At 34.1% G+C, this 25,484-nt stretch carries 21 protein-coding genes; 7 read left to right on the forward strand and 14 right to left on the reverse strand.

What is annotated here, in order from left to right; translation table 11 throughout:
- Window positions 1-20: 20 nt before the first annotated feature.
- The 3 genes from asnS to DMB68_RS15085 form a co-directional block, all read right to left on the reverse strand.
- The gene (gene asnS, locus DMB68_RS15080; protein WP_110347490.1) at window positions 21-1,466 is read right to left on the reverse strand and encodes an asparagine--tRNA ligase; all 1,446 of its coding nucleotides are present in this window, start codon (window positions 1,464-1,466) and stop codon (window positions 21-23) included.
- A gap of 721 nt (window positions 1,467-2,187) precedes the next feature.
- Window positions 2,188-2,322: a hypothetical protein gene (locus DMB68_RS23745; RefSeq protein ID WP_262510116.1), complete on the reverse strand. Its 135-nt coding sequence runs from the start codon at window positions 2,320-2,322 to the stop codon at window positions 2,188-2,190.
- Window positions 2,323-2,376: 54 nt separating this feature from the next.
- Window positions 2,377-4,740, reverse strand: coding sequence for an efflux RND transporter permease subunit (locus DMB68_RS15085; protein ID WP_110347491.1), 2,364 nt, complete (start codon window positions 4,738-4,740; stop codon window positions 2,377-2,379).
- Between the two features lie 179 nt (window positions 4,741-4,919).
- Here DMB68_RS15085 and DMB68_RS15090 point away from each other — a divergent pair, with 179 nt between their 5' ends.
- The 4 genes from DMB68_RS15090 to DMB68_RS15105 all read left to right on the forward strand — a co-directional run bounded on the left by DMB68_RS15090 (window position 4,920) and on the right by DMB68_RS15105 (window position 9,175).
- Window positions 4,920-5,249 carry a DMT family transporter gene (locus DMB68_RS15090; RefSeq protein WP_110347492.1) on the forward strand — a complete coding sequence of 110 codons (330 nt, stop codon included), beginning with the start codon at window positions 4,920-4,922 and terminating at the stop codon, window positions 5,247-5,249.
- Window positions 5,250-5,349: 100 nt separating this feature from the next.
- A complete protein-coding gene (locus tag DMB68_RS15095) occupies window positions 5,350-6,111 on the forward strand; it encodes a sensor histidine kinase (protein WP_110347493.1) in 762 nt (253 codons plus the stop codon).
- Window positions 6,074-6,793 (forward strand): LytR/AlgR family response regulator transcription factor, encoded by a 720-nt coding sequence (locus tag DMB68_RS15100; protein WP_110347494.1) that lies wholly within the window; start codon window positions 6,074-6,076, stop codon window positions 6,791-6,793. The genes DMB68_RS15095 and DMB68_RS15100 overlap by 38 nt, the downstream gene beginning before the upstream one ends.
- 111 nt (window positions 6,794-6,904) lie before the next feature.
- Window positions 6,905-9,175, forward strand: a complete 2,271-nt coding sequence (locus DMB68_RS15105) for a cation:proton antiporter (protein ID WP_110347495.1) — start codon at window positions 6,905-6,907, stop codon at window positions 9,173-9,175.
- A gap of 221 nt (window positions 9,176-9,396) precedes the next feature.
- Here DMB68_RS15105 and DMB68_RS15110 read toward each other — a convergent pair whose 3' ends face one another.
- The 3 genes from DMB68_RS15110 to pyrH all read right to left on the reverse strand — a co-directional run bounded on the left by DMB68_RS15110 (window position 9,397) and on the right by pyrH (window position 13,439).
- Window positions 9,397-11,892 (reverse strand): DUF5686 family protein, encoded by a 2,496-nt coding sequence (locus tag DMB68_RS15110; RefSeq protein ID WP_110347496.1) that lies wholly within the window; start codon window positions 11,890-11,892, stop codon window positions 9,397-9,399.
- A 113-nt stretch (window positions 11,893-12,005) separates the two neighbouring features.
- A complete protein-coding gene (gene frr, locus DMB68_RS15115; RefSeq protein WP_110347497.1) occupies window positions 12,006-12,569 on the reverse strand; it encodes a ribosome recycling factor in 564 nt (187 codons plus the stop codon).
- 162 nt (window positions 12,570-12,731) lie between these two features.
- The gene (gene pyrH / locus DMB68_RS15120; RefSeq protein ID WP_095953987.1) at window positions 12,732-13,439 is read right to left on the reverse strand and encodes a UMP kinase; all 708 of its coding nucleotides are present in this window, start codon (window positions 13,437-13,439) and stop codon (window positions 12,732-12,734) included.
- A gap of 182 nt (window positions 13,440-13,621) precedes the next feature.
- On the opposite strand from pyrH, the gene DMB68_RS15125 reads away from it, so the two are divergent.
- Window positions 13,622-14,239, forward strand: coding sequence for a thioredoxin family protein (locus DMB68_RS15125; protein WP_110347498.1), 618 nt, complete (start codon window positions 13,622-13,624; stop codon window positions 14,237-14,239).
- Between the two features lie 369 nt (window positions 14,240-14,608).
- On the opposite strand, the gene truB is transcribed toward DMB68_RS15125, so the two are convergent.
- The 7 genes from truB to DMB68_RS15160 form a co-directional block, all read right to left on the reverse strand.
- Complete coding sequence (gene truB / locus DMB68_RS15130) at window positions 14,609-15,307, reverse strand: tRNA pseudouridine(55) synthase TruB (protein WP_110347499.1); 699 nt, start codon at window positions 15,305-15,307, stop codon at window positions 14,609-14,611.
- A 2-nt stretch (window positions 15,308-15,309) separates the two neighbouring features.
- Window positions 15,310-16,119, reverse strand: coding sequence for an undecaprenyl-diphosphate phosphatase (locus DMB68_RS15135; protein WP_110347500.1), 810 nt, complete (start codon window positions 16,117-16,119; stop codon window positions 15,310-15,312).
- 103 nt (window positions 16,120-16,222) lie between these two features.
- Window positions 16,223-16,483: a DUF3098 domain-containing protein gene (locus DMB68_RS15140; RefSeq protein ID WP_110347501.1), complete on the reverse strand. Its 261-nt coding sequence runs from the start codon at window positions 16,481-16,483 to the stop codon at window positions 16,223-16,225.
- 56 nt (window positions 16,484-16,539) lie between these two features.
- On the reverse strand, window positions 16,540-17,415 hold the full coding sequence (locus DMB68_RS15145; protein ID WP_110347502.1) for a cell division protein FtsX: 876 nt from the start codon (window positions 17,413-17,415) through the stop codon (window positions 16,540-16,542).
- 157 nt (window positions 17,416-17,572) lie between these two features.
- Complete coding sequence (locus DMB68_RS15150; RefSeq protein WP_165830149.1) at window positions 17,573-18,163, reverse strand: molybdopterin-dependent oxidoreductase; 591 nt, start codon at window positions 18,161-18,163, stop codon at window positions 17,573-17,575.
- A 16-nt stretch (window positions 18,164-18,179) separates the two neighbouring features.
- The gene (locus tag DMB68_RS15155) at window positions 18,180-20,183 is read right to left on the reverse strand and encodes a TonB-dependent receptor plug domain-containing protein (RefSeq protein ID WP_110347596.1); all 2,004 of its coding nucleotides are present in this window, start codon (window positions 20,181-20,183) and stop codon (window positions 18,180-18,182) included.
- A gap of 129 nt (window positions 20,184-20,312) precedes the next feature.
- Complete coding sequence (locus DMB68_RS15160; RefSeq protein ID WP_110347504.1) at window positions 20,313-20,660, reverse strand: winged helix-turn-helix domain-containing protein; 348 nt, start codon at window positions 20,658-20,660, stop codon at window positions 20,313-20,315.
- Between the two features lie 272 nt (window positions 20,661-20,932).
- Here DMB68_RS15160 and leuS point away from each other — a divergent pair, with 272 nt between their 5' ends.
- Window positions 20,933-23,812 (forward strand): leucine--tRNA ligase, encoded by a 2,880-nt coding sequence (gene leuS, locus DMB68_RS15165; RefSeq protein WP_110347505.1) that lies wholly within the window; start codon window positions 20,933-20,935, stop codon window positions 23,810-23,812.
- 281 nt (window positions 23,813-24,093) lie between these two features.
- Window positions 24,094-24,780 (forward strand): zinc metallopeptidase, encoded by a 687-nt coding sequence (locus tag DMB68_RS15170; RefSeq protein ID WP_110347506.1) that lies wholly within the window; start codon window positions 24,094-24,096, stop codon window positions 24,778-24,780.
- 173 nt (window positions 24,781-24,953) lie between these two features.
- Here DMB68_RS15170 and DMB68_RS15175 read toward each other — a convergent pair whose 3' ends face one another.
- Window positions 24,954-25,424, reverse strand: coding sequence for an Lrp/AsnC family transcriptional regulator (locus DMB68_RS15175; RefSeq protein WP_007811264.1), 471 nt, complete (start codon window positions 25,422-25,424; stop codon window positions 24,954-24,956).
- Window positions 25,425-25,484: the final 60 nt, after the last annotated feature.

Raw genomic sequence — 25,484 nt, forward strand, 5'->3', positions numbered from 1 at the left:
AGGTTAGAAACTTATGATTCTTAAAACTCTGCACTTCCAGGAGTTCTTGGGAAAGGAATTACGTCTCTAATGTTTGTCATTCCAGTTACAAACAATACTAAACGCTCAAATCCTAAACCAAAACCTGCGTGAGTTGCCGATCCAAATCTTCTGGTGTCTAAATACCAGTATAATTCTTCTTCGTCGATTTCTAAAGCTTTCATTTTTTCAACCAAAACATCGTAACGCTCTTCTCTTTCAGAACCGCCAACGATTTCTCCAATTCCAGGGAAAAGAATATCCATTGCTCGAACTGTTTCTCTTCCTGGTTCAGTGTTGTCGTTCAAACGCATGTAAAACGCTTTGATGTTTGCCGGGTAATCAAATAAAATTACCGGACATTTAAAGTGTTTTTCCACTAAATAACGCTCGTGTTCTGATTGTAAATCAGCACCCCATTCGTTGATGATATATTGGAATTTCTTCTTTTTATTTGGAGTTGAATCTCTTAAAATGTCAATAGCTTCCGTATAAGAAACACGTTTGAAGTTGTTCTCCAAAACGAAGTTCAATTTCTCCAACAAAGCCATTTCGCTTCTGTCTGCCTGAGGTTTTGATTTCTCTTCTTCAAGAAGTCTTCCTTCTAAGAATTTCAAGTCATCTCCACAATTGTCTAAAGCATATTTAATTACGTACTGAATAAAATCTTCAGCCAAATCCATGTTGTCATCCAAATCGTTGAAAGCAACTTCAGGCTCGATCATCCAGAATTCTGCCAAGTGACGAGAAGTGTTTGAGTTTTCTGCTCTAAAAGTTGGTCCAAAAGTATAAATCTGACCCAAAGCCATAGCGAAAGTTTCTCCTTCTAATTGTCCGGAAACTGTTAAGTTCGTGTGTTTTCCAAAGAAATCTTTTTTGAAATCAATGTTTCCTTCTTCATTTTTTGGAAGATTATCCAAAGGCAATGAAGTAACTTGAAACATTTCTCCAGCACCTTCAGCATCAGCTCCGGTAATAATTGGCGTATTTACATACACAAATCCTTTGTCCTGAAAATATTTGTGAACAGCAAATGACAATACTGAACGTACACGCATAATCGCTCCAAAAGCATTAGTACGAACACGCAGGTGAGCATTTTCACGTAAAAACTCCAAAGAGTGTTTTTTAGGCTGCATTGGGAATTTCTCTGCATCAGAATCTCCTAAAATTTCAAGTTTATTCACCTGAATTTCATATTTCTGACCCGCACCTTTACTTTCAACCAAAGTTCCAATTACAGAAACCGCAGCTCCGGTCGTGATTCTTTTTAAAATCTCTTCCGGTGTATTTTCAAAATCAACAACACATTGTATATTATTAATTGTAGAACCGTCATTAAGCGCGATGAACTGATTATTTCTAAAAGTTCTCACCCATCCTTTTGCATTCACTTCCTGTAGCGTCGTCGTACTGTTTAATAAGTCTTTAACCTTTGTGTGTTTCATTTTAATTTTAGATTTTAGATTGCCGATTTTACATTAAAATAAAATCAGTGTTTTTTATATCGAATTGCAAATATAAACGATAATAATTAATTTTTGAAGCTATTTCCCGCTATCCGCTTGTATCTTTTTAGGCAGAACGTTAATGGTAAACAAGATACTCCCGATTGCCTAAAAAGGATACCGCTTCTATCGGGGCTAGGGCACTCGTTTTCATGAGAGCCCGTTCTTTTTTATGAATTTACTAATTATTCTCTTTCTGTCATTTCGACGAAGGAGAAATCACACTAGTAATTCAGCAAAGAAAGTCGCCAATCGTTGTTAAGTTCCGCGTGCGATCCTCGTTCCTCGGAATGACAAACTATGTATGTATTTTAATTTAAATTATAATCTCAAATATTTCATTGAACTTTCGTTTTAAATTTTTCATTTCTTGTTTGGGAAGCCATCTTGTGTAAAACAATGAAAAAACAATGAACAAGTTAAAAATTAAATATACTTGAAAAGGAACGTTTTCTTGACTAATAAGAACTGAATTTGCTAAAACAAATGCAATAATTGGAAAATACTTTAGCCAAATGATTGAAAGTTTATGAGTCGGTTCAATTATGTAACTAATATTTAGCACTTTATTTATTATTTCGTATTTGCCTTTAATTGTATATAATTTTGGCGATATAGATGAATTGGTTGTTAAACGAAATGTTGAATCTTCAAAATCTCCTTAAAATGGTCTCGAAATACTTCCAAATATTCTGAATAGACCAAATGGACTAACTAACTTAAATTTTGGATTTCCAATAACAGTGTTGTTTTTAATTCGATCTCTGAATTCAATAATGCTAAGTTTTGATTCCATTTTTCATTTTCAATTCAATTCGTGCCAATTCATAACCATTTGCGGCAAAAACTTCTATTTATCCAAATTCTCCAATTCCTCTTTCTTAGTTTTCTTCTTTTCAAAAGTCAAAACCAATGAAGGCAATACAACCAAGTTTGCAAACATCGCAAAAGCCAAAGTACAAGAAATTAATCCTCCCAATGCAATAGTTCCGCTGAAGCTCGATAATGTAAAAGTCGCAAAACCTAAAATTAAAACTACTGATGTATAGAAAGTACTAATTCCAGTTTCTCTTAAAGCACTGAAAACAGATTTTTTGACTTTTCCACTTTGAAGCAAGTCATGTCGGTACTTCGCCATAAACTGAATCGCATTATCTACCGAGATTCCAAATGCAATACTGAATACCAGAATTGTTGAAGGTTTTAGCGGAATTCCAAAATAACCCATTAATCCAGACGTAATACAAAGCGGCAGGATATTCGTAATTACGGATGCCATTACCATTTTAAATGATCGGAATAAATACAAAATCAAAACTGCAATGGTTAAAATAGCAAAAATCAATGACTCAATTAAATTGTCAACTAAATACGAAGTTCCTTTCTGGAAAACCAGTGCTTTTCCGGTAACGGTAACTTCGAAGCGGTCTTTCGGGAAAATTTCATCAATTTTTGAATGTAATTTTTTCTCTACTTTCGCCATTTCGTCTGTACCGATATCTTTCATAAAAGTTGTGATTCGGGCGTATTGTCCGGTCGAATCAACGTAAGCTTTCATTAAATTATCTTTGCTGTTTTTTGTGGCGTTTTTGGCATAACTCAAAATAAAAGTCTGCTCCTGTGATGTTGGTAATTGGTAATATTCAGGTTTTCCGTTGTAGAAAGCCTGTTTCGAATACTTAACCAGATTTACTACAGAAACAGGTTTCGATAATTCCGGCATAGCTGCAATCGTATTTTGCAGCTCATCCATTTTACGCATAGTCGACAATTTCATCACACCTTTTTTCTTTTTGGTGTCAATCATAATTTCGAGAGGCATTACGCCATTGAATTCCTTTTCGTAAAACAAAATATCGTTAAAAAATGAAGCTGTTTTTGGCATTTCACCAATTAAACTTCCGGAAACTTTCATTTGAGAAACTCCTATAACACTAAAAACCAAAAGCAAACCGTAAATTGTATAGATTACTTTTCGTTTGTTTTTCACAATATTCTCTACCGAATCCAGTAAGGTTGAAATATATGTTTTAGTCAGGTGATATAAATGTTTTTCTTTTGGCAGTGGCATAAAACTGTACACAATTGGTACAATTACCAAAGTCAGTAAGTAAACCGATATTACATTTATGGATGTTACAAGGCCAAATTCAAAAAGCAGATCATTGCCCGTAATCATAAAGGTTGCAAAACCAATTGCGGTAGTCAGGTTTGTCATTAAGGTTGCAACCCCAATTTTAGAAATAACACGCTGCAATGCTTTTGCCTGATTGTTGTGGAGTTTGATTTCCTGTTGGTATTTATTAATCAGGAAAATACAATTTGTTATTCCAATTACGATAATTAACGGCGGAATAATTGCGGTTAAAATCGTGATTTTATAATGAAACAACCCTAATGTTCCAAAAGACCACATTACGCCCACAATTAAAATACAAATCGAAATAAAAGTAGCTCTGAATGATCGGAAAAAGAAAAAGAAAATCAGTGAAACTACTCCCAAAGCGGCACCAATAAACAGTCCGATTTCGCCTTTCATATCATTTGCATTGATGGTTCTGATATAAGGCATTCCGGAAACTTTTAAGTCAACACCGGTTGTTTTTTCAAACTTATCGATTTTTGGAACCAGATTTTCAAGAATAAAAGTTTTTCTCTCAGCTGTATTTACGAGGTCTTTGTTGATATAAATGGCAGAACGCACACTTCCGCTTTCCTTGTTGAATAATAATCCTTCATAAAAAGGAAGATTGTTAAATAAGTCAAACTGAACTTTTTTTAAATAAGCAGGATCAAACGTTTTGCTTTGGTCGATAAACGGAGAAAGTACAAATTTTTCATTAACGGTATCTTTTTCAAGCTTTTTCAAGTCATTTAAAGAAACAACCAAATCTACTTCTTTAGATTTTTTTAGGCCACTCATCAATTCATTCCAGGCGGCATAATTTTTAGGAGTAAAAAAGTTGGCATCCTTAAAACCAATTACAACCAGGTTTCCTTCTTCGCCAAATTTATCTAAGAATTTTTGATACTCTTTATTTGCGATATGATCTTTCGGAAGCAAATTTGCCTCAGTATAAGTCATAGCAAGATTTTTCCATTGATAACCAAGAAGAATCGTTATTGCTGCTACAGCAATTAGAATTGTAATTCTGTTTTTAAGTATGATTCGGGCTAATTTTTCCCAAAAACCTACTTGTATAGCGTTTTTCATAAAAATTTGTAAAATGGATGCAAATGTAGTGAAAAGTGCTAAAAATGATTAATAATCACGGGTATTTTTGAGATTTATTAACATAAATTAACATTCGTAATGTTTAGATAATTTAAAGATTAGCTGTGATTTACCATTAGCTTTTCTCATCTTTGTATTCAATTTTAAAAAGAATAAAAATGAATTGGATTTTATTAATTATAGCGGGACTTTTTGAAGTTGGATTTGCGTCTTGTCTTGGTAAAGCCAAAGAAACAACCGGAATGGTATCAACGTATTGGATGGGTGGTTTTTTTGTCTGTCTTTCAATAAGTATGATTTTGCTTTATAAAGCTACTCAGGTTTTGCCAATAGGAACTGCTTATGCGGTCTGGACAGGAATTGGAGCAGTTGGAACTGTTTTGGTTGGGATTTTTGTTTTTAAGGAACCGGCAACTTTCTGGAGGATATTTTTTCTTTCGACTTTAATTGCTTCAATAATTGGGCTTAAATTTGTTTCCAGTCATTAAAAAAACAACTAAGAAAATTATTTATTTAAAATATTATTTATACCAGATCATCGGTTTTTTTAATCTTTTGGAGAATGAATTTTTTTGAAAAAACAGTATCATGCAGGAACACAATGTTATTACTTTTACACTAATAGCAATTATTATATTGCTAATTGTCATTATTGGTTTGATGGTTTTTCAATTGATGAAAGCCAAAAAATCAAAAGAAGATGCCGAAGAAAGTTTTTATGCTCTTGAAAGGAAAGTGAATGACCTGCAATTAGAGACTTTAGAATCCAAACTGAATCCGCATTTGTTTAAGAATATTCTAAATTCGATTCAGTCTCATGCCTACCAGACTTATTTTGCTTTGGATAAACTGGCGAATGTTCTGGATTATATTTTATATGAAAGCAAAAAGAAATTTGTCACCGCTAAAGAAGAAATTGATTTTGCGCTCAATTTAATTGAAATCAATAAAATTAAAATCAGTCCGCTTTTTGAGTTAAAGATAAAAACCAACATCAACAAAGAAGATAAATTATACGAACAGCCTTTGCTGGCACCGTTAATTTCGATCGATTTAATTGAAAATGCTTTTAAACATGCCGATCTTCAAAGTGCCGATGCGTTTATTTCGGTTGTTTTCGAGTTTAAGGACAATGCTTTTTTTATGACGGTTTCGAATAAAATTTCAGATAAAAAGGTTTTAAAAAAAGAACGAAGCGGTTTAGGAAATATGACTTTGGAACACCGTTTAAGAATCATTTACAAAAACAACTTCAAACTCGAAAGGTTTACAGAAAATGATATTTATATTGCTCATCTAAAAATAGATCTACTTGAATACAAAACTGAAATGCTTGCTTCTGGACGATGAGTTACCGGGATTAACGTATCTGAAAATGCTTTGCGAACAAATTCCCGAAGTAGAAATCGTAAAAACGTTTAATAATCCTGAAAAATTATTGGCCGAAATTCCGGATCTCGAATTTGATTTATTGATTTCAGATATCGAAATGCCCGGAATTGACGGTTTGCATCTGGCCGAAATGATTCAGCACAAACTGGTTATATTTTGTACGGCTTATAAAGATTATGCTGCCGAAGCTTTTAATATTGATGCTGTAGATTATATTACGAAACCTGTAAAACTCGAACGTTTGCAAAAAGCAATCTCAAAAGCTTTTGAACGTTTTAATAAACCTGAAGCAGCTAAAAAATTCATCCAGTTAAATACTGATAAAGGGAAGACACTGCTGTATTTTAATCAGATTCAATATATCAAAACTGCGGTAAGCGACAGCCGTGACAAAACAGTATTGCTTGCAGACGGAGGTTTTCTAAACCTGAAAAATGTTAAATTCGATACCTTGTTGAAAGAACTGCCTGAAACTGAATTTTGCAGGATAAATAAAAAAGAAATTGTAGCAGTAAAAGCCATAAAGTTTTTTAACCATAACGAAATTGTTTTGCATCATTTAGAAAAAAATGATAAAAACAGTACGTTAATTCTTAGCGAAACGTATCGTTCTGACTTTTTAAAAAAGGTCAAAATCTAACTTATTACAAAGTTTTTCGGACTTGTTACATAGATTAAAAATTAGCTGTAAATTTACTTTTCCACTACGTTTTCAGTGCTGATATTTGCCCCATAATTTAAAATACGAATTATGAATAATATTAAAAATTCTTTATTCTACGTTACGGTCATTGGAGGTTTTACCGCTTTGATATATTGGGTAATTTCTAAAGGCGCTTCACTTGAAACGGGACGTGGAATCGTTGAAAAAAAAATCGAAAGCAATCACTGGAATGACTTTTTACATTCTATGATTGAAAACCTACAGCATCCTCTGGCTATTTTACTGGCTCAAATTGTAACTATAATTTTGGCTGCACGTCTGTTCGGTTGGTTTTTTCGAAAAATAGGACAACCATCAGTAATTGGAGAAATGATTGCCGGAATTGTTTTAGGACCTTCTTTGGTCGGGATGTATTTTCCGGAATTTTCAGCAGCATTATTTCCGGCAGCATCTTTAGGAAACCTGCAGTTTTTAAGTCAAATTGGTTTAATTCTTTTCATGTTTGTAATAGGGATGGAACTGGATTTGAAAGTGCTGAAAAATAAAGCCCATGAATCGGTTGTTATCAGTCACGCCAGTATTGTTATTCCGTTTGCACTGGGATTATCTTTAGCCTATTTCATTTATGGTACTTTTGCACCTGAAGGAGTTGAATTTGCTTCTTTCGGATTATTTATGGGAATTGCGATGAGTATTACCGCTTTTCCGGTTTTGGCCAGAATAGTTCAGGAACGCGGGATGCAAAAAACAAAATTAGGGACTATTGCTATTACATGTGCCGCTGCAGATGATATTACGGCCTGGTGTATTCTGGCTGTTGTAATTGCTATTGTAAAAGCGGGTTCATTTACAAGTGCTTTATATGTTATAGGGCTGGCAATTTTATATGTGATTATCATGTTGAAAATAGTTCGTCCATTCCTGAAACGTGTGGGAGATTTAAATTCAACCCGACAAAGTTTGAATAAACCAGTGGTGGCTATTTTCTTTATAACACTTTTATTTTCTTCATACGCTTCAGAATTAATTGGAATCCATGCTTTGTTTGGCGCATTTTTAGCAGGAGCCATTATGCCGGAAAACAATAAATTCAGAAATATTTTTATCGAAAAAGTAGAAGATGTTTCTATCATCGTTCTGTTGCCATTATTCTTTGTATTTACAGGATTACGTACACAAATTGGTTTGCTTAACGATCCGTATTTATGGAAAGTGACAGCTGTGATTATTGCAGTTGCAGTGGCCGGGAAATTCTTTGGAAGCGCTTTGGCTGCAAAATTTGTGGGACAGAACTGGAAAGACAGTTTAGCTATCGGAGCGTTAATGAACACGCGTGGATTGATGGAATTGGTTGTTTTAAATATTGGTTATGATCTGGGAGTTTTGTCGACTGAAATTTTTACGATGATGGTCATTATGGCTTTGGTTACTACTTTTATGACTGGCCCTGCCCTGGATTTTATTGGTTATATTTTTAAGGAAAAACCAACAGTTGTTCCGCAGGAAATTGGAAATAAAAGCAAGTACAAAATCCTGCTTTCGTTTGCAACTCCGGAAAGGGGAAAAAAACTTTTGCAAGTTGCTAATAGTTTAGTCAAAAAACAATCAGATAATTCGATTGTAACAGCGATGCATTTATCATTAAGTACTGAAATTCACTCTTTTGATGTAAAAGACCATGAACGTAAAATGCTGGTTCCTGTTATCGAAGAATCAGAACGTTTGAACCAGAATATGGTAAGTGTATTTAAAGTAACTAATGATATTGATGCAGAAATCATAGACACAGCAAATCAGGGAGAATACGATTTGTTGCTGGTAGGTTTAGGGCAATCTATTTTTGAAGGAACTTTGCTTGGAAAAATACTTGGGTTTACGTCCAGGATTGTAAATCCGGACCGATTGATTGATAAATTCACCGGAAAAGAAGGTTTGTTCGAAAATTCTCCTTTTGATGAACGGACACGTCACATTATTGCCAAAACAAAAATGCCGGTTGGTATTTTTATTGACAAGGATATGGAAGAAGTAGATAAAATTTTTATGCCGATTTTTAGTGAAGAAGATTCTTTTTTAATTGATTATGCCAAGAAATTAATCAATAATAACGGCTCGCAAATTACAGTTCTTGATGCAAGTGGTGATATAAAAAGCACCCGTGATATGCAGGAAAGTATTCGTTCGATTGAACAGATTGCTCCAAACCATATTATGATTATGCACGACAGAACTATTAAAAAGGAGTTTTTGGAAACTCAAAATTTAATGATTATAAGTTTAGACAGCTGGAAAAAATTAATAGAATCTCAAAGCATCTGGCTCAATAATACACCATCGGTTTTGATTTTGAAACCATAAGGGCTGAAATCCGAATATTAAAAATCCTAAATTCCATTGTAATAAACTGGAATTTGGGATTTTATTTTTTTATTACGCTTTATTAATTACTAATGAAATTTCTTTTGAAACCTGAAGCCTTAGCCCTGATGGGAACGGCATCCTTTTGTGTCCGTCCCGATAGCTATCGGGAGGCATAAAAGATATAGTGTACAGTAGGAACAAGCTCCTAACTATTCAATTTATAATCCTAAATCCAATATATAAGAAATCTTAACTGCAATATTGTCCTCGAATTTAGGTAATTGATTTGGCCCGTAACGATAAAATCCTCCTAAGCCAAAACCTTTAAAAATCTTGTTTAACTCAATTCCTGATTCAAAAAAGCCTTTATTTAGTGTTTTATAAGTTGGGCCAACATGTTGTTCGGGTTTTTGCATATTTCCCCAGGCCATTCTTGTTACTAATACTAATGAAGGACGCACTTTTTTCATTATTTTAATTCGGTCAAAACCGTGTTTGATCTGAAAGAAAGCATACTGACTGGAGAAAAATTCATTAAAATACATGGTTTCAAAACTGTTCCTTCCGGAAAAGGTAAGACGCTGAATAATCGTTTCTTTATTAAGGTTATTTGGCATAGTGTTGTACAAATGTGTTATGGGCACATCTCCTGTTGCATAACCTCCCTGCAATAAAAAACTGGTTTTTTGACCGTTTAGATATTTTTTTTCATATTCAGTTTTAAAATCTATTTTGCTGAATGAAAAATCATTATCTAAAACATTTGGCAAAGACTGCGTATATTGAAAAGTAAATCTTGGAAATCGTTTTTCAGTTTCGTTTCTGCCCGTTGGTGTCTGCATGTAATCACTAAATGGCGCCCAAACTATAGAAAGCATAGTTGTGGTCATGACATAGCTTGAATATAATTTTCCGTTTAAATTAAAGAGATAGTCAAATTTAGGTTCAATTTGATTTCTGGATACTTCTAAAATAGCTTCTGTTTTTGGAATAATTTTGGTCTGAATATTACTTCTCCAGCCGGAATATTCGTAAAAAGTACTAATATTTATGGGTCTTGGGTCGTAAATTTTAAAAACACGCTTATCTACTGCAAATACAGTACTTGCAATTTCTCTTACATCATCTGCATAATAGGAATTAATCCATGTGTTGGTACTTTTGTCAAGCAAAACTCCTGCGCCGGTACTGTATTTAAAAACTCCGTCTTTAGTTCCATAAGCAGTATAAGCTTCAATACGGAAATTTTTAGAAAAACGATCATTTGTAATACCGCCAAGTCCGAGTCTGAATCCTTCGTAGTTGTTGTAGCTGATAATTTTTTTCAAATCAAGATCAACAGGACCTATCGGGTAGAAACCGTTGATGATTTTTCGGCCTATTCCTAAGCGTTTTTCGACTCTGTTACGAATCGAAATGCTGTCTAACAACAAATAGGTTTTCTGACTTTTTAAATCAAGATTTTCCTTTCGGTATTGGTTCCAAAAGTCTTCTGTTTTTTTACTGGCATCATCTTTAATTTCGATATAAAGTGATGGTTTGTTTATTGGTGCAGTTGTGTTGTAATGAATATCGAAATTGTTGCTTTCTGAAAGTACATAAGTAAAATCAGAAGCACTTTTTTTCCTGGTTTCAAAAGCTTCTTCAACATCTCCGTCAAACTGAATGGTTCCACCTAAGATATTAATGTCATCATCATTCTTGCCTTTTACAATTTTGAAAGTAGTATTTCCCGGGAACCAGATTTTTTCTTCGGGAACATACTCAAATTCATGGATTCCGCTAATGTCTAGTACCCCTTTTATACGCATTACAGCTTTTGCAATGGCATAATTTTCCTGATCAATATATAAAACACCTTCTAAACCGGATGCTCTTCTTTTTTTCTTATTCTTAAAATAAATCATATAGGTGTCTCGGCCTTTAATAGGAACAGTATCCAATAATTTATAATTGTAATCTTTTAAGGCATCGTTAGAAACCGGGTTATTGTATTTGGTTTCAAAAAGTTCATATTTCGAATCATAAATAGAAATAGATTGTAAATTGAACGCAATAATTTCGTAAATCGTCTGTTTAAAACCGGCCATTTTTGTTCCAAGAATCGTTTCTTTGAGCTTCCTGTCCCCGAATTGATATTGTGATACTTTCTCTGTCTGAAACAAATGCTGTTTACTGATGATTTCCTTAAATTTATAATCAGAAGAATCAACGTTGATTCTTTTTTTCTTTAGATCTTTATAAGAAGCAGAGGAATCAATCCTGCCCTGAATTGAATCGGGATTAGCTGTTACAATCAGTTTGTTGTATGTTTTATACTCAAAACTGTTTAGTTTTTTCTGCGGATTGTTATTGTTTTTATAGATAATAACCTTTCTTAAAATCGCTAATGCAGGATTTTCATTTGGAATGACAACTTCTTTCAGATTATCGGTTGTCTGTTTAAGCGAAATTGGATAAAACTTTTTATTGTCTGAAACGGTAATAATTTTCTTTTGATAACCAATGTAAGAAACGGTAAAAGAACTGATTTTTACTTTTGAGGAAAGTGTAAATTTTCCATCAACATCTGTAATAGTATTGTTATTGTCTAAAGTTGTAATAGTCGCAAACGGCAGCGGTTTGTTTTTTTGGTCGTTTACAATTCCGTTTATTTGAAATTGCGCCTGTGTAGAAAGGGTAAAAAACAAAGTTAGTAAACAGAATAGCTTCATACAGAGTATTATGGTTTCAAATCAAGATATGATTTTGGATGCAAAAATAAGAATAAAAAAATCCGTCTGGTACAATTTTAACCAAACGGATTCTTAATTTTATGTCAAATATGTTACACTTTCATGATTTCGGCTTCTTTAACAGCCAATAATTCATCAATTTTTTTGATGTAAGTATTTGTTAAATTCTGAACTTCTTCTTCAGCAGATTTACAAATGTCCTCAGAAGTTCCTTCTTTTTCTAATTTTTTAATATCAGTATTTGCATCTTTACGCACATTACGAACACCTATTTTTGCATCTTCAGCCTCAGCTTTTGCCTGTTTTGCTAGCTCTCTACGACGATCTTCTGTCAAAGGAGGAACACTGATGATAATTACGTCACCATTATTCATTGGATTGAAACCAATATTGGCAACCATAATTGCTTTTTCGATAACTTGCAGCATGTTTTTTTCAAAAGGCTGTAGTGTAATGGTTCTTGCATCAGGAACACTGATTTTTGACACTTGAGAAAGTGGCGTTGCCGATCCGTAATAATCTACAAAAACACTTCCAAGCATAGCCGGAGAAGCTTTACCTGCACGGATATTAAGAAACTCTTTTTCTAAATGTGCAATAGAACCATTCATTGATTCTTCAGTACTTTCTAATATAAAATCTATTTCTTCACTCATTTTTTTAGATTTTTAGATTTTCAGACTTTTGGATTTTCAGATTTTTCTAGAAAAGCAATTATCTGATTATACTAACTAATATGATTTTTTATTTTTTGAATATTATAAGATTGTCGAAATAGATAGAAATCTAATAATCTAAATTCTAACAATCTAAGCAGTCTAAATATTTACTACAGTTCCTATGTTTTCGCCTTCGCAGATTTTCAAAAGATTTCCAATTTTATTCATGTCAAAAACAACAATTGGTAATTTATTTTCCTGGCTTAATGTGAAAGCTGTTGTATCCATTACGTTTAGTCCTTTTTTGATTACATCATCAAAAGAAATAAAGTCAAATTTTACTGCTGAAGCATTTTTTTCAGGATCACAATCGTAAACACCATCTACACGTGTTCCTTTTAGAATAACATCAGCATTGATTTCGATTCCTCTCAAAACTGCTGCTGTATCGGTAGTAAAATAAGGATTTCCTGTACCGGCACCAAAAATTACGATTCTTCCTTTTTCAAGGTGACGGTCTGCTCTTCTTTTGATATAAGGTTCTGCAATAGATTCCATTTTCAAAGCAGTTTGCAAACGGGTCTTCATTCCTTTGTCTTCAAGAGCACCCTGCAATGCCATTCCGTTTATAACAGTAGCTAACATTCCCATATAATCACCTTGTACTCTGTCCATCCCTGAACTAGCTCCGGCAACTCCTCTAAAAATATTTCCTCCTCCAATAACAATAGCAATTTCTACTCCTTTGCTGTGAATTTGCTTAATTTCATCGGCATATTCGGCTAGTCTTTTCGGGTCAATTCCGTATTGTAAGTCTCCCATTAAGGCTTCGCCGCTTAATTTTAGAAGAATTCTTTTGTATTTCATGTGTGTTGCTTTTGTTTGTGCAAATATAGACATATTCTGTTTTTTTAAAATAGTGTTTTAAAAAATTAATTGTTCTTTTCTAATTAAATTTTTATTGCTTATTAGTTTTTTTTGAATGTGATAAAAGTCATTCAGTAATCTTCTTAAAAAGTGTATTTTTATGGAATCAAAACGAAACAAATATGAAAAGTATTGTAGCCAGAGCATTATTCAATAGTTATTCTTATACTGAATATCGAAAATTAGTTACCGATTTGTTATCTGAAGGAAAATCAACAGGTGATCAGCAATCTGAAAGTTTAACACATTATACGAGTTTGAATGAGGCCAGAATGAATCGTCTGGAGAAAACCATCAAAATTTCTGAAGATGTAATCTCGAAACTGCAAAATCTGGACAATCATTATATATGGCTGGTTATCTCTGAAGGATGGTGTGGTGATGCTGCTCAGATACTTCCAATATTAAACAAGATGGCTCTGGCATCGGATAAGAAAATTGATCTCAGAATTGTTTTAAGAGATGAAAATGATGAATTAATGAGTCAATATTTAACTAATGGAGGAAGGGCGATCCCAAAAGTTATTGTGATTTGTAAAGAAGCCGGAATTGTACGCACAGATTGGGGACCAAGACCAAAAGGGGCAGCAGAACTGATGGCTGATTATAAAAGGGATTTTGGTGTTGTGGATGAAAAAATCAAAACCGATTTACAATTATGGTATTTAGCAGACAAAGGAACTTCTGTTCAGGAAGAATTAGTGCAAATTATGGAAAACATAAAATATAACCGATTATAATTTTGTACGAAATATCGTTGAAAAGATTGGTTTTAACGGTAATTGGCTGAGAACAAGAATTTTAGTAATAAAAAAGACATTAAAAATGTTATTTCTAAGTTTAAATTTTGTACCTTTAGTAATATAATCCCATTTCTATTATAGATTTACTTTTTTTATGGTGTTTTATTTAATGTTTAATAATTAAAAAATACACTGTCATGAAAAAGTTATTCGAAAGATTCTACGATTTTTTTTCCAGATTTTTATTTGGAGGAAAAAATATACCTCACTATTAAATACATAGAGTATGAAATAATATTATTTTCATCTGGGGAGCTGGTATAAGCACATTACAAAGGAGACAATGGTAATGTGCTTTTTTTATTTCTATTCTGTTTTAAGACTTTCCTCAAACAGCGTAATATCAATAGCGTCTTTAACATCGTAATCACCAATTTTAGTTCGGCGCAAAACAGTCAAATGCGAACCTGAGCCCATTGCTTTTCCAAAGTCATAAGCCAAGGAGCGTATATAAGTTCCTTTGCTGCAAACGACTCTAAAATCAACTTCAGGTAATGCTATTCGTGTAATTTCAAATTCATGAATAGTTGTTTTTCTGCTTTCTATTTCTATAGTTTCTCCTGCACGTGCATGTTCATACAAGCGGACACCATCTTTTTTAATGGCTGAAAAAATGGGAGGTTTTTGATCGATTTCTCCTAAAAACTTTTTTACTGTTTCGTGAATCAAAGTTTCGTCAATATGTTCAGTTGGATATGTCTGATCAATTTCGGTTTCTAAATCATAAGATGGAGTAGTAGCACCAATATAAAAGGTTCCGGTATATTCTTTGGCCTGCCCCTGAAGTTCAGAAATTCGTTTGGTAAATTTTCCTGTACAGATCAATAATAATCCGGTAGCTAAAGGATCTAAAGTCCCGGCATGACCAATTTTGAACTTTTTTGGAAGTCCAACTTTATTAATCAAAAGATATTTTAATTTATTGACTGCCTGAAACGAACTCCATTTTAAAGGTTTGTCTATCAGTAAAACTTGTCCGTCTAAATATTCTTGAGGAGTTTTCAAATCTATTTATTTAATGAAAAATAAGCCAGTAAAAGTATTCCGGCAATAATTCTGTAATAACCCCATGGTTTAAATCCGTATTTTTTTATGATTCCGATGAAGGATTTTATCGCAATAATGGCTACTACAAATGCAATTACATTTCCAATCAAAAACAATTTCAGATTGTCCGGGGATTGTGTCAATAATTCGTAACCTTTTAATTGAGAAGTCTCATAAGTTTTTAATAACAAAGAATATGTTGTAACTGCCAGCATTGTTGGAACGGCTAAGAAAAATGAAAATTCGGCAGCAGTCTGTCTGTCTAATCCTTGCTGCATTCCTCCAATTATAGAGGCTGCAGAACGACTTGTTCCGGGCATCATTGCTAAACATTGCCAGAAACCAATGGTTACGGCTTTTTTTATCGTAATATCTTCTTCGTTAACAATAGTTGGGTTTTTGAATTGATTGTCTATAAAAAGCAATACAATTCCGCCCAGGATTAAAACAACAGCAATCGGAATAGGATTTCCTAAAATAGCATCGATTTTGTCATCAAATAATTTTCCTAAAATCAAAGCCGGAATCACAGCACATGCAAGTTTAACGTAAAAATTGATTTTACTAAAGTCAAAAAATTTCTTCCAGTACAAAACTACAACGGCCAAAATAGCGCCAAACTGAATGGAAACCTGAAATAATTTTACAAAATCATCTTCCTGTATTCCAAAAAAAGAACTTGTAAAAATCATGTGTGCTGTAGAAGAAACAGGAAGGTATTCTGTTAGTCCTTCGACTATTGCAATAAGAATTGCTTGTAATGTATTCATTAAAATTAGATTTTTAGATTTTTAGACATCTTAGATTTTAGACTTTTAAAAGATTAATCTAATAACCTAAAGATCTAAGAAAGTCTAAGAAGTCTAAAATAGTCTATTTAGATTTTTTGAAAATAGAATAAATCGTGATTCCAAAACCAATCAAAACAGTTGTTGGAGCCAGTCTGATACGTCTAAAGCTAAAAACATCCTCATTAAATACATTAGGATTATCACTTCCTCCGCCAGACATTAAAATAAATCCTAATACGATAACGCCAATTCCGATTAAAAGAATTTTGTAGTTAATACCATCAAAAAGAAATTCCTGTTTTTGTGGCTGAAATTGCGGTTCTTCTTTAATATTGTTTTTCATCTGTATATTTTGTCACCCTGAGCGGAGTCGAAGGGCTTTTGTTTTAAAATCTAAAATTAATATAGATCGTCTGTTCTTAAATTAAGGAAACGCTGTGTGGCAAAGTGTGTACTTACCCAGGTAATTAAAACCCCTAAACCAAACACTGCAAGCAATACTAAGCCGATTAAAGCTTTGTCCTCCAGAATTCCTAATCCCGGGAAATTGCTTTCCACATAAAGTAAAAGTGCGATCAAGGCAACAATTGCCAATGCTGCACCTAACATTCCTAATTTTACACTACGCATTACAAAAGGCTTGCGAATGAATGCTTTTGTAGCGCCAACCATCTGCATGGTCTTGATAATAAATCGGTTTGAATGAATAGACAAACGCAATGAACTGTTGATTAATAAAACAGCAATCACCGCAAGGAAGCCACTGATAATCAAAATCCACATACTTACTTTTTTGATATTGTCATTTACTAAGTTTACTAATTGTTTATCGTAAACAATATCTTCGATCATCGCGTTTTTGCGCAGTTTATTTTCAATTATGATGATACTATCTCTTTCAACATAATCTGCTTTTAAATGTATATCATAAGAATTCAATAATGGGTTTTCTCCCAAAAAGGTCAGGAAATCTTCTCCAATGATATCAGTATGGTCTTTAGCAGCTTTTTCTTTGGTAACGTAAACATATGATTTTGCAAAAGGAGCTCTTTTCAATTCGGTATCAAATGCTTTGGTAACACTGTCTGTTGCTTCGTTTTTAAAGAAAACCGTCATGGCGATTTTTTCTTTAAAATCATTGGCCAGTTTTTTTGAATTGATAATGAATAATCCCAGTACTCCCAAAAGGAATAAAACCAAGAATACACTTAATACTACCGAAAAATAAGAGGAAATTAACCTGCGCTTTTGAAATTTATCAAAGTTAGAACTCATAGTCTGCTTAAATTATGTGGTAAAAATAATAAAGAATTTCTTTATTTAAAGTTATTAACGAACTTTTATACTATAAATGTACAATTAGATATTGAAATAAACATTATAAAAAAACCTTTGTAGCTATGAGTCTTTGCAACTTTGAACTTTAAAAAAGCTATTTCACTTTATAAACTTCAATACTTTTTAGCCAATAAACATGTCGGGGTCCGGTTTTAATATCATTTTTACAAATCGCAATCATTTCGCCATTTTTAACTGGTTTGCCATTTTCTTCAAAAAGAATGAGCGTATTTTCTCCTGTCGGATTATTGAAAATTTCAGCCCACGAAAAAGTCGCTTTATAATCATCAGAAGCTCTGGCTACAATATAAAAGTTTCTGTCTTTATGACCGTTTTGTTTGATTTTGGCTTTTTTCAGAATATCTTTTAACAAAACACCTTTACAAACTTTATTGTCTTTTTTTACCTCACCACTTTGGCAAACGACTTTGAAGTCATCAATTGTAATCACTTTCATCTTTTTTAAGGAATCAACAGTCAGTTGAAGCGGAAACTCGACATCGCCTTTTACTTCAATTTGATGATTGACCATTTTTAAACTGTCGGCTGCTGAAAGAACAGGATGTTTGTCATCGTCGGGGTGCGAGATTTTTTCTGAGGAAAGAGTTTGTTCTTTTTTAGAAGAATTACACATACTGCAGCAAAGTCCAATCAGTAGAATAAGAATGTAATTTGTAGTTTTCATATAAAAAGTTTTGGATTTAGTTTGAACTGAAAAATCGAAGTGTCACAAAGAAGTTTCTTCCTTCTTCGGGATAACCTTCAACGAGGCTGTAGTTTTTATCGAACAGATTGTTGATTCCGGCATCAAAGCTAAAGTTTTTCAGTATTTTGCCCGAAGCGTAGAAATTCAGAATTGTATAATCAGGTACATCGGTGCCGTAACTGGTACTGTAACGGGAAGAATTAAATTCGGAATTTGCAATTAGCTTTAGAATCTTAATCGGACTGTATTCTAAAGTCCCTATTACTTTTGTATTCGGAACATCTGTAAAATGAATATTTGGGCTGGTGATATTTTTTCTTTCGATATAAGTGTAATTGGCATTAAAAGATAAATTTTCTAAAATAGCATAATTCAGCTGTGCTTCAATTCCTTTGTATGCCGCCTCTCCAAAATTCTGCATTTGTGATTTCCCCGGCTGAACATTGCTTACGCTTAAAATGGCATCAGTAAGCGAACTGTAAAACAATGCGGTTTGAAAACTCAGTTTGTCATTAATTTTTCCGGTATAGTTCAACTCATAGTTTACGGCTGTTTCCGGTTTTAAATCCGGATTTGGGATTGCTGTCCCCATTCGGTACGAGTAACGGTCTTTGATGGTTGCAAATCGTGTCTTTTGTGAAATTGTTGTGCCTAATTTCTGCGTTTCATTGAATTGATAAAAAAGCCCGATTTGAGTATTAAAAGCATCGCTGGCATCCGCTGCCGGATAATCTGAAATTACTTTAGTTGTAGTGTTGTAATCTTCGGCTTCGATATTCTTTCTGATATTGTAACTCGCGCCTGGAATTACCGTTAATTTATTTGAAATTTTATAAATATCTTCAATTCCAATTAAAATGGTGTTGTCTGTAAAATGGCGTATCGGTTCGCCAACATTGTTTTCACGGTGAACATCTTCTTTAAAATGTACGGCAATTTTAAAATCGTTTTTCGGAATTATTTTGGTGTTGAATTCCAGATTTCCGCCATAGGTATAATCGTTGTACAAACTTTCAAACGCATACGGTTTTGTTATTGTCGAATAGGTTGCATCGTCATAACTTTTCAGAATATTTTTGAAACGGTCAAAATACAATCTGGTTTTAAAACTGTTTTTGTCGTCGAAATCTGAGTTTGAAATGAAGTAGTAACTTTCTTTGTCCCAAACCGGCCATTGCCAGAAACGGGGTTTAGCCAAAAGCGAATTTTGAGTGTCACTGCCTGCATAAACAGGATTGCCTTTTTCGCCCTGCTGATTGATGTATCCTAACACATATTCATTTTTTTTGTTTGGAGTCCACCCGATTTTAAAGCTTATTTTCTGGTCATTTCGATACGAATTATCTCTTTCGCTACCATCTTCGTTTTTCATCAGAACAAAACCGGATGACATTCGGGTAGAATTTCTGTCGAAATACGAATAACCTCCCTGAACATAAAATTTGCCCAAATTTGAGCCGATGTTGAGGTTTCCTTTGTATCCGTTTTCATTAATCATTCCAAGGGATCCATCGTATTCTAATTTTTTTGAAGGTTTTCTCGAAATTAAATTGATTGCACCGCCAAGCGAATTTGGTCCATAAAGCACTGATGAAAATCCTTTTGAAACATCAACTGCGGCTAAATCAAAAGTGGTAAAACGTGCCAAATCCACATAACCGTCATACGGAACATATACGGGAATTCCGTCCATATAAACCGGAACCTGCCTTAAGTCGAAACCCCGAACAGAAACCATCGATTCGTTTCTTGGGCCTGATGCGGTGAGGCTAACTCCCGGAAGCAGGTTTAAAGCTCTTGAAACCTCCATTTTGTTCTGCGCTTCCATTGTTTTTGAGGTAACCCGGTTCAAGGTATCTTTATTTTGATGATTTGTTACGATTACTTCTCCCAACATGAAAATATTTGTTTTTTTAATAGAATCAATCGGTGTTGAATTGTTTTGCTGACTGAATCCGAGGAGTGGAAAGAGTAATAATGGAATAGTTTTTAATTTCATATAAATTAGAAAATAATTCAGTATGTTTTTAAATGAATACTGAAGAGTGTTAAATTTGGTTTTGGTTATTTGATTTAGCTCTTTGATGAAATTCATTATGTTTTAAAATGAATACTGCTGTTTAAATTTTTAAAATTTCAGGTTTTGAGTTTCTTTAATGGCAAAATCCTTAATTCGTTTTTCGATTTCATAAAATACACTTATAGCCTTTTCGCCGGCTTCGGTTAATCGTGCACCGCCGCCGCCTTTTCCGCCCAGCAGTTTTTCGACCAAAGGAGATTCCGCACGCTGGTTCATTTCTTCGACCAATTGCCAGGCCTGACGATATGCCATTTTCATTTCTTTGGCAGCATTGGTAATTGATCCGGTTTTCCTGATATTTTCAAGCAGCCAGATTTTCCCAATGCCCAAAAATGGTCCATCAGACTCTTCAATCCAAAGCCGGACTTCGACATTGTATTTTTTATTCTCACTCATCGATGCAGATTTAAAAGAAACTTTTTTTGATAATCGATTATCTTAAATACGTATTTTTGATTGCAATGTTACGTATTTTTACTTAAATAAAATACGTATTTTGTTATTTTATTTGTTTGTCAGTGAAATAGCTTTGCTACAATGCGCAATAAATGTAAATTTGCGGACTTAAAACTTAGAACCTTAGTTACTCAGTAACTTAGCAACTCAAAAAAAATGACCTGAGTGAGCGAAAGCATGACTCCATCTAAAATAAAAAATATAAACAAGGAATGAAATACAATCCAAACGAAATTGACGCCAAATGGCAAAAATATTGGGCAGAAAATCAAACTTTTGCAGCAAAAAACAACTCTGAAAAACCAAAGCATTATGTTCTCGATATGTTTCCTTATCCGTCAGGAGCGGGATTACACGTTGGGCATCCGCTTGGGTATATTGCTTCAGATGTGTATTCTCGTTTCAAAAGACATCAGGGCTTTAATGTTTTGCATCCAATGGGGTACGACAGTTTCGGATTGCCGGCAGAACAATATGCGATCCAGACAGGACAGCGTCCGGAAGACACTACACGCGTAAATATTGACGGTGGAGTAGATAAAGAAGGAAAACAAATTGCCGGATACAGAAAGCAATTAGATAAAATCGGATTTTCATTTGACTGGGCGCGTGAAGTTCGTACTTCAAATCCGGATTATTATAAACATACACAATGGATTTTTATTCAATTGTTTAATTCCTGGTATTGCAAAAAACAAGGAAAGGCTTTTGAAATTTCAGAGCTTGTAAAAGTTTTTGAAGAAGAAGGAAATGCTGCTGTTGAAGCTGTTTGTGATGATAACGTTGCCATTTTCACTGCTGTCGAATGGAATTCGTATTCTGAAAACCAAAAAGAAAAAATCCTTTTACAATACAGATTAACTTATTTGGCGGAAACTGAGGTAAACTGGTGTCCTGGCTTAGGAACTGTTCTGGCAAATGACGAAATTGTAAACGGAGTTTCGGAGCGTGGAGGCTTTCCTGTTATAAGAAAAAAAATGACACAATGGAGTATGCGAATTTCTGCTTATGCCGAACGCCTGCTTCAGGGTCTAAATGATATCGACTGGAGCGAGTCTATAAAAGAGTCTCAAAGAAACTGGATTGGAAAAAGTGTTGGTGCGATGGTAACTTTCAATGTGATTCCAACAACCAACAACCAACAACCAGAAACTATTTCCGTATTTACAACAAGACCTGATACTATTTTTGGAGTTACTTTTATGACTTTGGCTCCAGAACATGATTTGGTGGCTAAAATTACAACTCCGGAACAAAAAGCAGCCGTTGAAGCGTATATCGAAAAAACCTCAAAACGTTCGGAGCGCGAGCGTATGGCTGATGTAAAAACGATTTCGGGAGTATTTACCGGAGCTTATGCCGAACATCCATTTACAAAAGAAGCTATTCCGGTGTGGATTGGTGACTATGTTTTGGCTGGTTACGGAACCGGTGCTGTAATGGCGGTTCCTTGTGGAGACGAAAGAGATTATGCTTTTGCTAATTTCTTTAAAGGTAAGAACGGAATGCAGGAAATCAAAAATATCTTCGCAAATGTTGATATTTCTGAAGCGGCTTACGGTTCAAAAGATAACGTTGAAATCGCAAATTCGGATTTCTTAAACGGATTGAATTATAAAGAGGCTACTAAAAAAGCAATCGAAAAATTAGAAGAAATCGGGCAGGGAACCGGTAAAACCAATTACCGTTTGCGTGATGCGGTTTTCTCTCGTCAGCGTTATTGGGGTGAGCCATTCCCGGTTTATTATGTGAATGGACTTCCAAAAATGATTGACGCGCAGCATTTGCCGATTATTTTACCGGAAGTTGAAAAATATTTACCAACCGAAGATGGTTTGCCTCCGTTAGGAAATGCAGTTGTTTGGGCTTGGGATTCTAAAAATAATAAAGTTGTCAATACCGATTTAGTTGACAATGTTTCGATTTTTCCTTTAGAATTAAATACAATGCCAGGCTGGGCAGGAAGTTCATGGTATTGGATGCGTTATATGGATGCGCATAATGAAAATGAATTTGCAGGCAAAGAAGCTTTGGCTTACTGGGAAAGTGTTGATTTATATATTGGAGGAAGCGAGCACGCAACGGGTCACTTATTGTATTCTCGTTTCTGGAACAAATTCTTAAAAGACAAAGGTTTGGCTCCAACCGAAGAGCCATTCAAAAAACTGATCAATCAGGGAATGATTTTGGGAACTAGTGCGTTTGTTTATAGAATTGAAGGAACAAATAGTTTTGTTTCTAAAAATAAAATTAGAGATCAAAAAGTACAGCCAATTCACGCTGATGTTTCAATGGTAAATTCTTCTGATGAATTAGATGTTGTAAAATTCAAATCATGGAGAGAAGATTACGCTGATGCTGAATTTATCTTAGACGATAACGGGAAATACATTGTAGGCCGCGAAGTCGAAAAAATGTCGAAATCAAAATACAATGTAGTAACGCCAGATGATATTTGTAACGAATACGGTGCTGATACATTACGTCTATACGAAATGTTCTTAGGTCCGTTAGAGCAGGCAAAACCCTGGAATACTGCTGGTATTTCGGGAGTTTTTGGTTTCCTGAAAAAATTATGGAGATTGTATTTTGATGATAACGGTTTATTCGTAAACAACGACGAACCAACAAAAGACAACTTAAAATCATTGCATAAAACAATCAAAAAAGTAGCTGATGATATTGAGAATTTCTCTTTCAATACTTCGGTTTCTCAGTTTATGATTTGTGTGAATGAATTGTCTTCTCAAAATTGTCATTCCAGAGCAATTTTAGAACCATTAGCAATTTTGGTTTCGCCTTACGCACCGCATATCGCTGAGGAATTATGGTCGCAGTTAGGACATACAACTTCAATTTCTGATGTTGCTTTTCCAATCTTTGAAGAAAAACATTTAGTTGAAACCAATAAAGAATACCCAGTTTCTTTCAACGGAAAAATGCGTTTCACCATCGAATTGCCTTTGGATTTAACCAAGGAACAAATTGAAGAAATCGTAATGAAAGACGAAAGAACGCAAAGACAATTGGACGGAAGAACACCAAATAAAGTGATTATTGTTCCTGGGAAGATCATTAATCTTGTGGGATAGTTTTAAATTCCATCCCGATAGCTTCGGGATTAAAATTCCAAATTCCAATTTTTGTTGGGGTTTGGGATTTTTTGTTTTAACACATATTTTGTCATTTCTTAGGAATCTCACTGTTTGATTGACTTTACTGATAGATTTCTGCAAAATGGCAAGTTTGTGTTTTAGTTTGCGAAAAATTCACAATAAAAATTTAAAGTTGTGTGTCATTTTGGCATTTTACAAAAATGGTTCGTAAATTGTTGTTTATTACAATAGAAAACATAAACTAAAAAAACATAAATATGGGAGGTTCGTATATTATTCTTGCCGGAGCAATCATGTTATTCAGCTGGCTGGTAAGTTCAAGGTTAAAAAGTAAATTCGAGTTATACTCGAAACTGCAATTGCAAAACGGAATGAGCGGAAGGGAAATTGCTGAAAAAATGCTGGCGGATAATGGTATTCATGACGTTCGTGTAATTTCGACTCCGGGACAATTGACAGATCATTACAATCCGGCAGATAAAACGGTTAATTTGAGTGAAGCGGTTTATAATCACAGAAACGCAGCTGCTGCAGCTGTTGCAGCACACGAATGTGGTCATGCTGTACAGCATGCCATTGGTTATGAATGGCTGACAATGCGTTCGGCATTAGTTCCTATTGTGAGTATAGCATCAAATTATGTACAATGGATTTTATTGGCGGGAATACTGATGATTAGAGTTTTTCCTCAATTATTGTTAGTGGGTATCGTGATTTTTGCCGCAACAACATTGTTTACGATTATAACTTTGCCGGTTGAATATGATGCAAGTAATAGAGCATTAGCCTGGTTAGAAAATAAACGAATGCTGACGCAACAGGAGCAGGCTGGTGCAAAAGATGCTTTAAAATGGGCTGCAAGGACTTATGTAGTAGCGGCTATTGGTTCAATAGCAACATTATTATATTATATTTCGATTTACTCAGGAAGCAGAAGAAACTAATTTTTAATGTGACAATTTAGATAATTAGTCAATTAGATAATTTATTACAAAACCCGATAGGATTTTAAAATCTGTCGGGTTTGTTATTTGATGTAGTTTTTAAAATTATCTAATTATCAAAATTGCCGAATTTTCTAATTAAGTAAATTATCAAATTGGCACAATATCTAATGTTACAGCTGAATCTGCCTGTCAATCTGCTGATCGAGTGAAATGAAGGTTTCAGTTCTTGAAACACCTTCAATTGCTTGAATTTTAGTATTTAACAGCTGCATTAGATGCTCATTGTCGCGACAGATAATCTTAATCAAAACCGACCAGTTTCCTGTGGTGTAATGGCATTCCAGAACTTCCGGAATCTTTTTTAAATCTTTTACGGCTTCAGAATTTCGGGAAGCTTTGTCTAAGTAAACTCCAATAAATGCCATTGTGTTATAACCGAGAACTTTTGGATTTACAGTAAATTTCGACCCTGAAATCACGCCGGATTGTTCCAGTTTTTTCAATCGCTGATGAATCGCAGCTCCCGAAATACCTATTTTGTTTGCAATTTGGAGAATAGGTTTTCTCGCATCGTCCATAAGATATCTAAGGATTTCTTTATCGATACCGTCAATTTCGATTAAAAGAGAGTTGATTTTCATAACTTAAAATTTGAAACTATTTTTCTAATTTGGCTTTGGAATAGAAATCAAATGTACTTA

It is taken from the genome of Flavobacterium hydrophilum, assembly GCF_003202405.1.
GTDB lineage: Bacteria > Bacteroidota > Bacteroidia > Flavobacteriales > Flavobacteriaceae > Flavobacterium > Flavobacterium hydrophilum.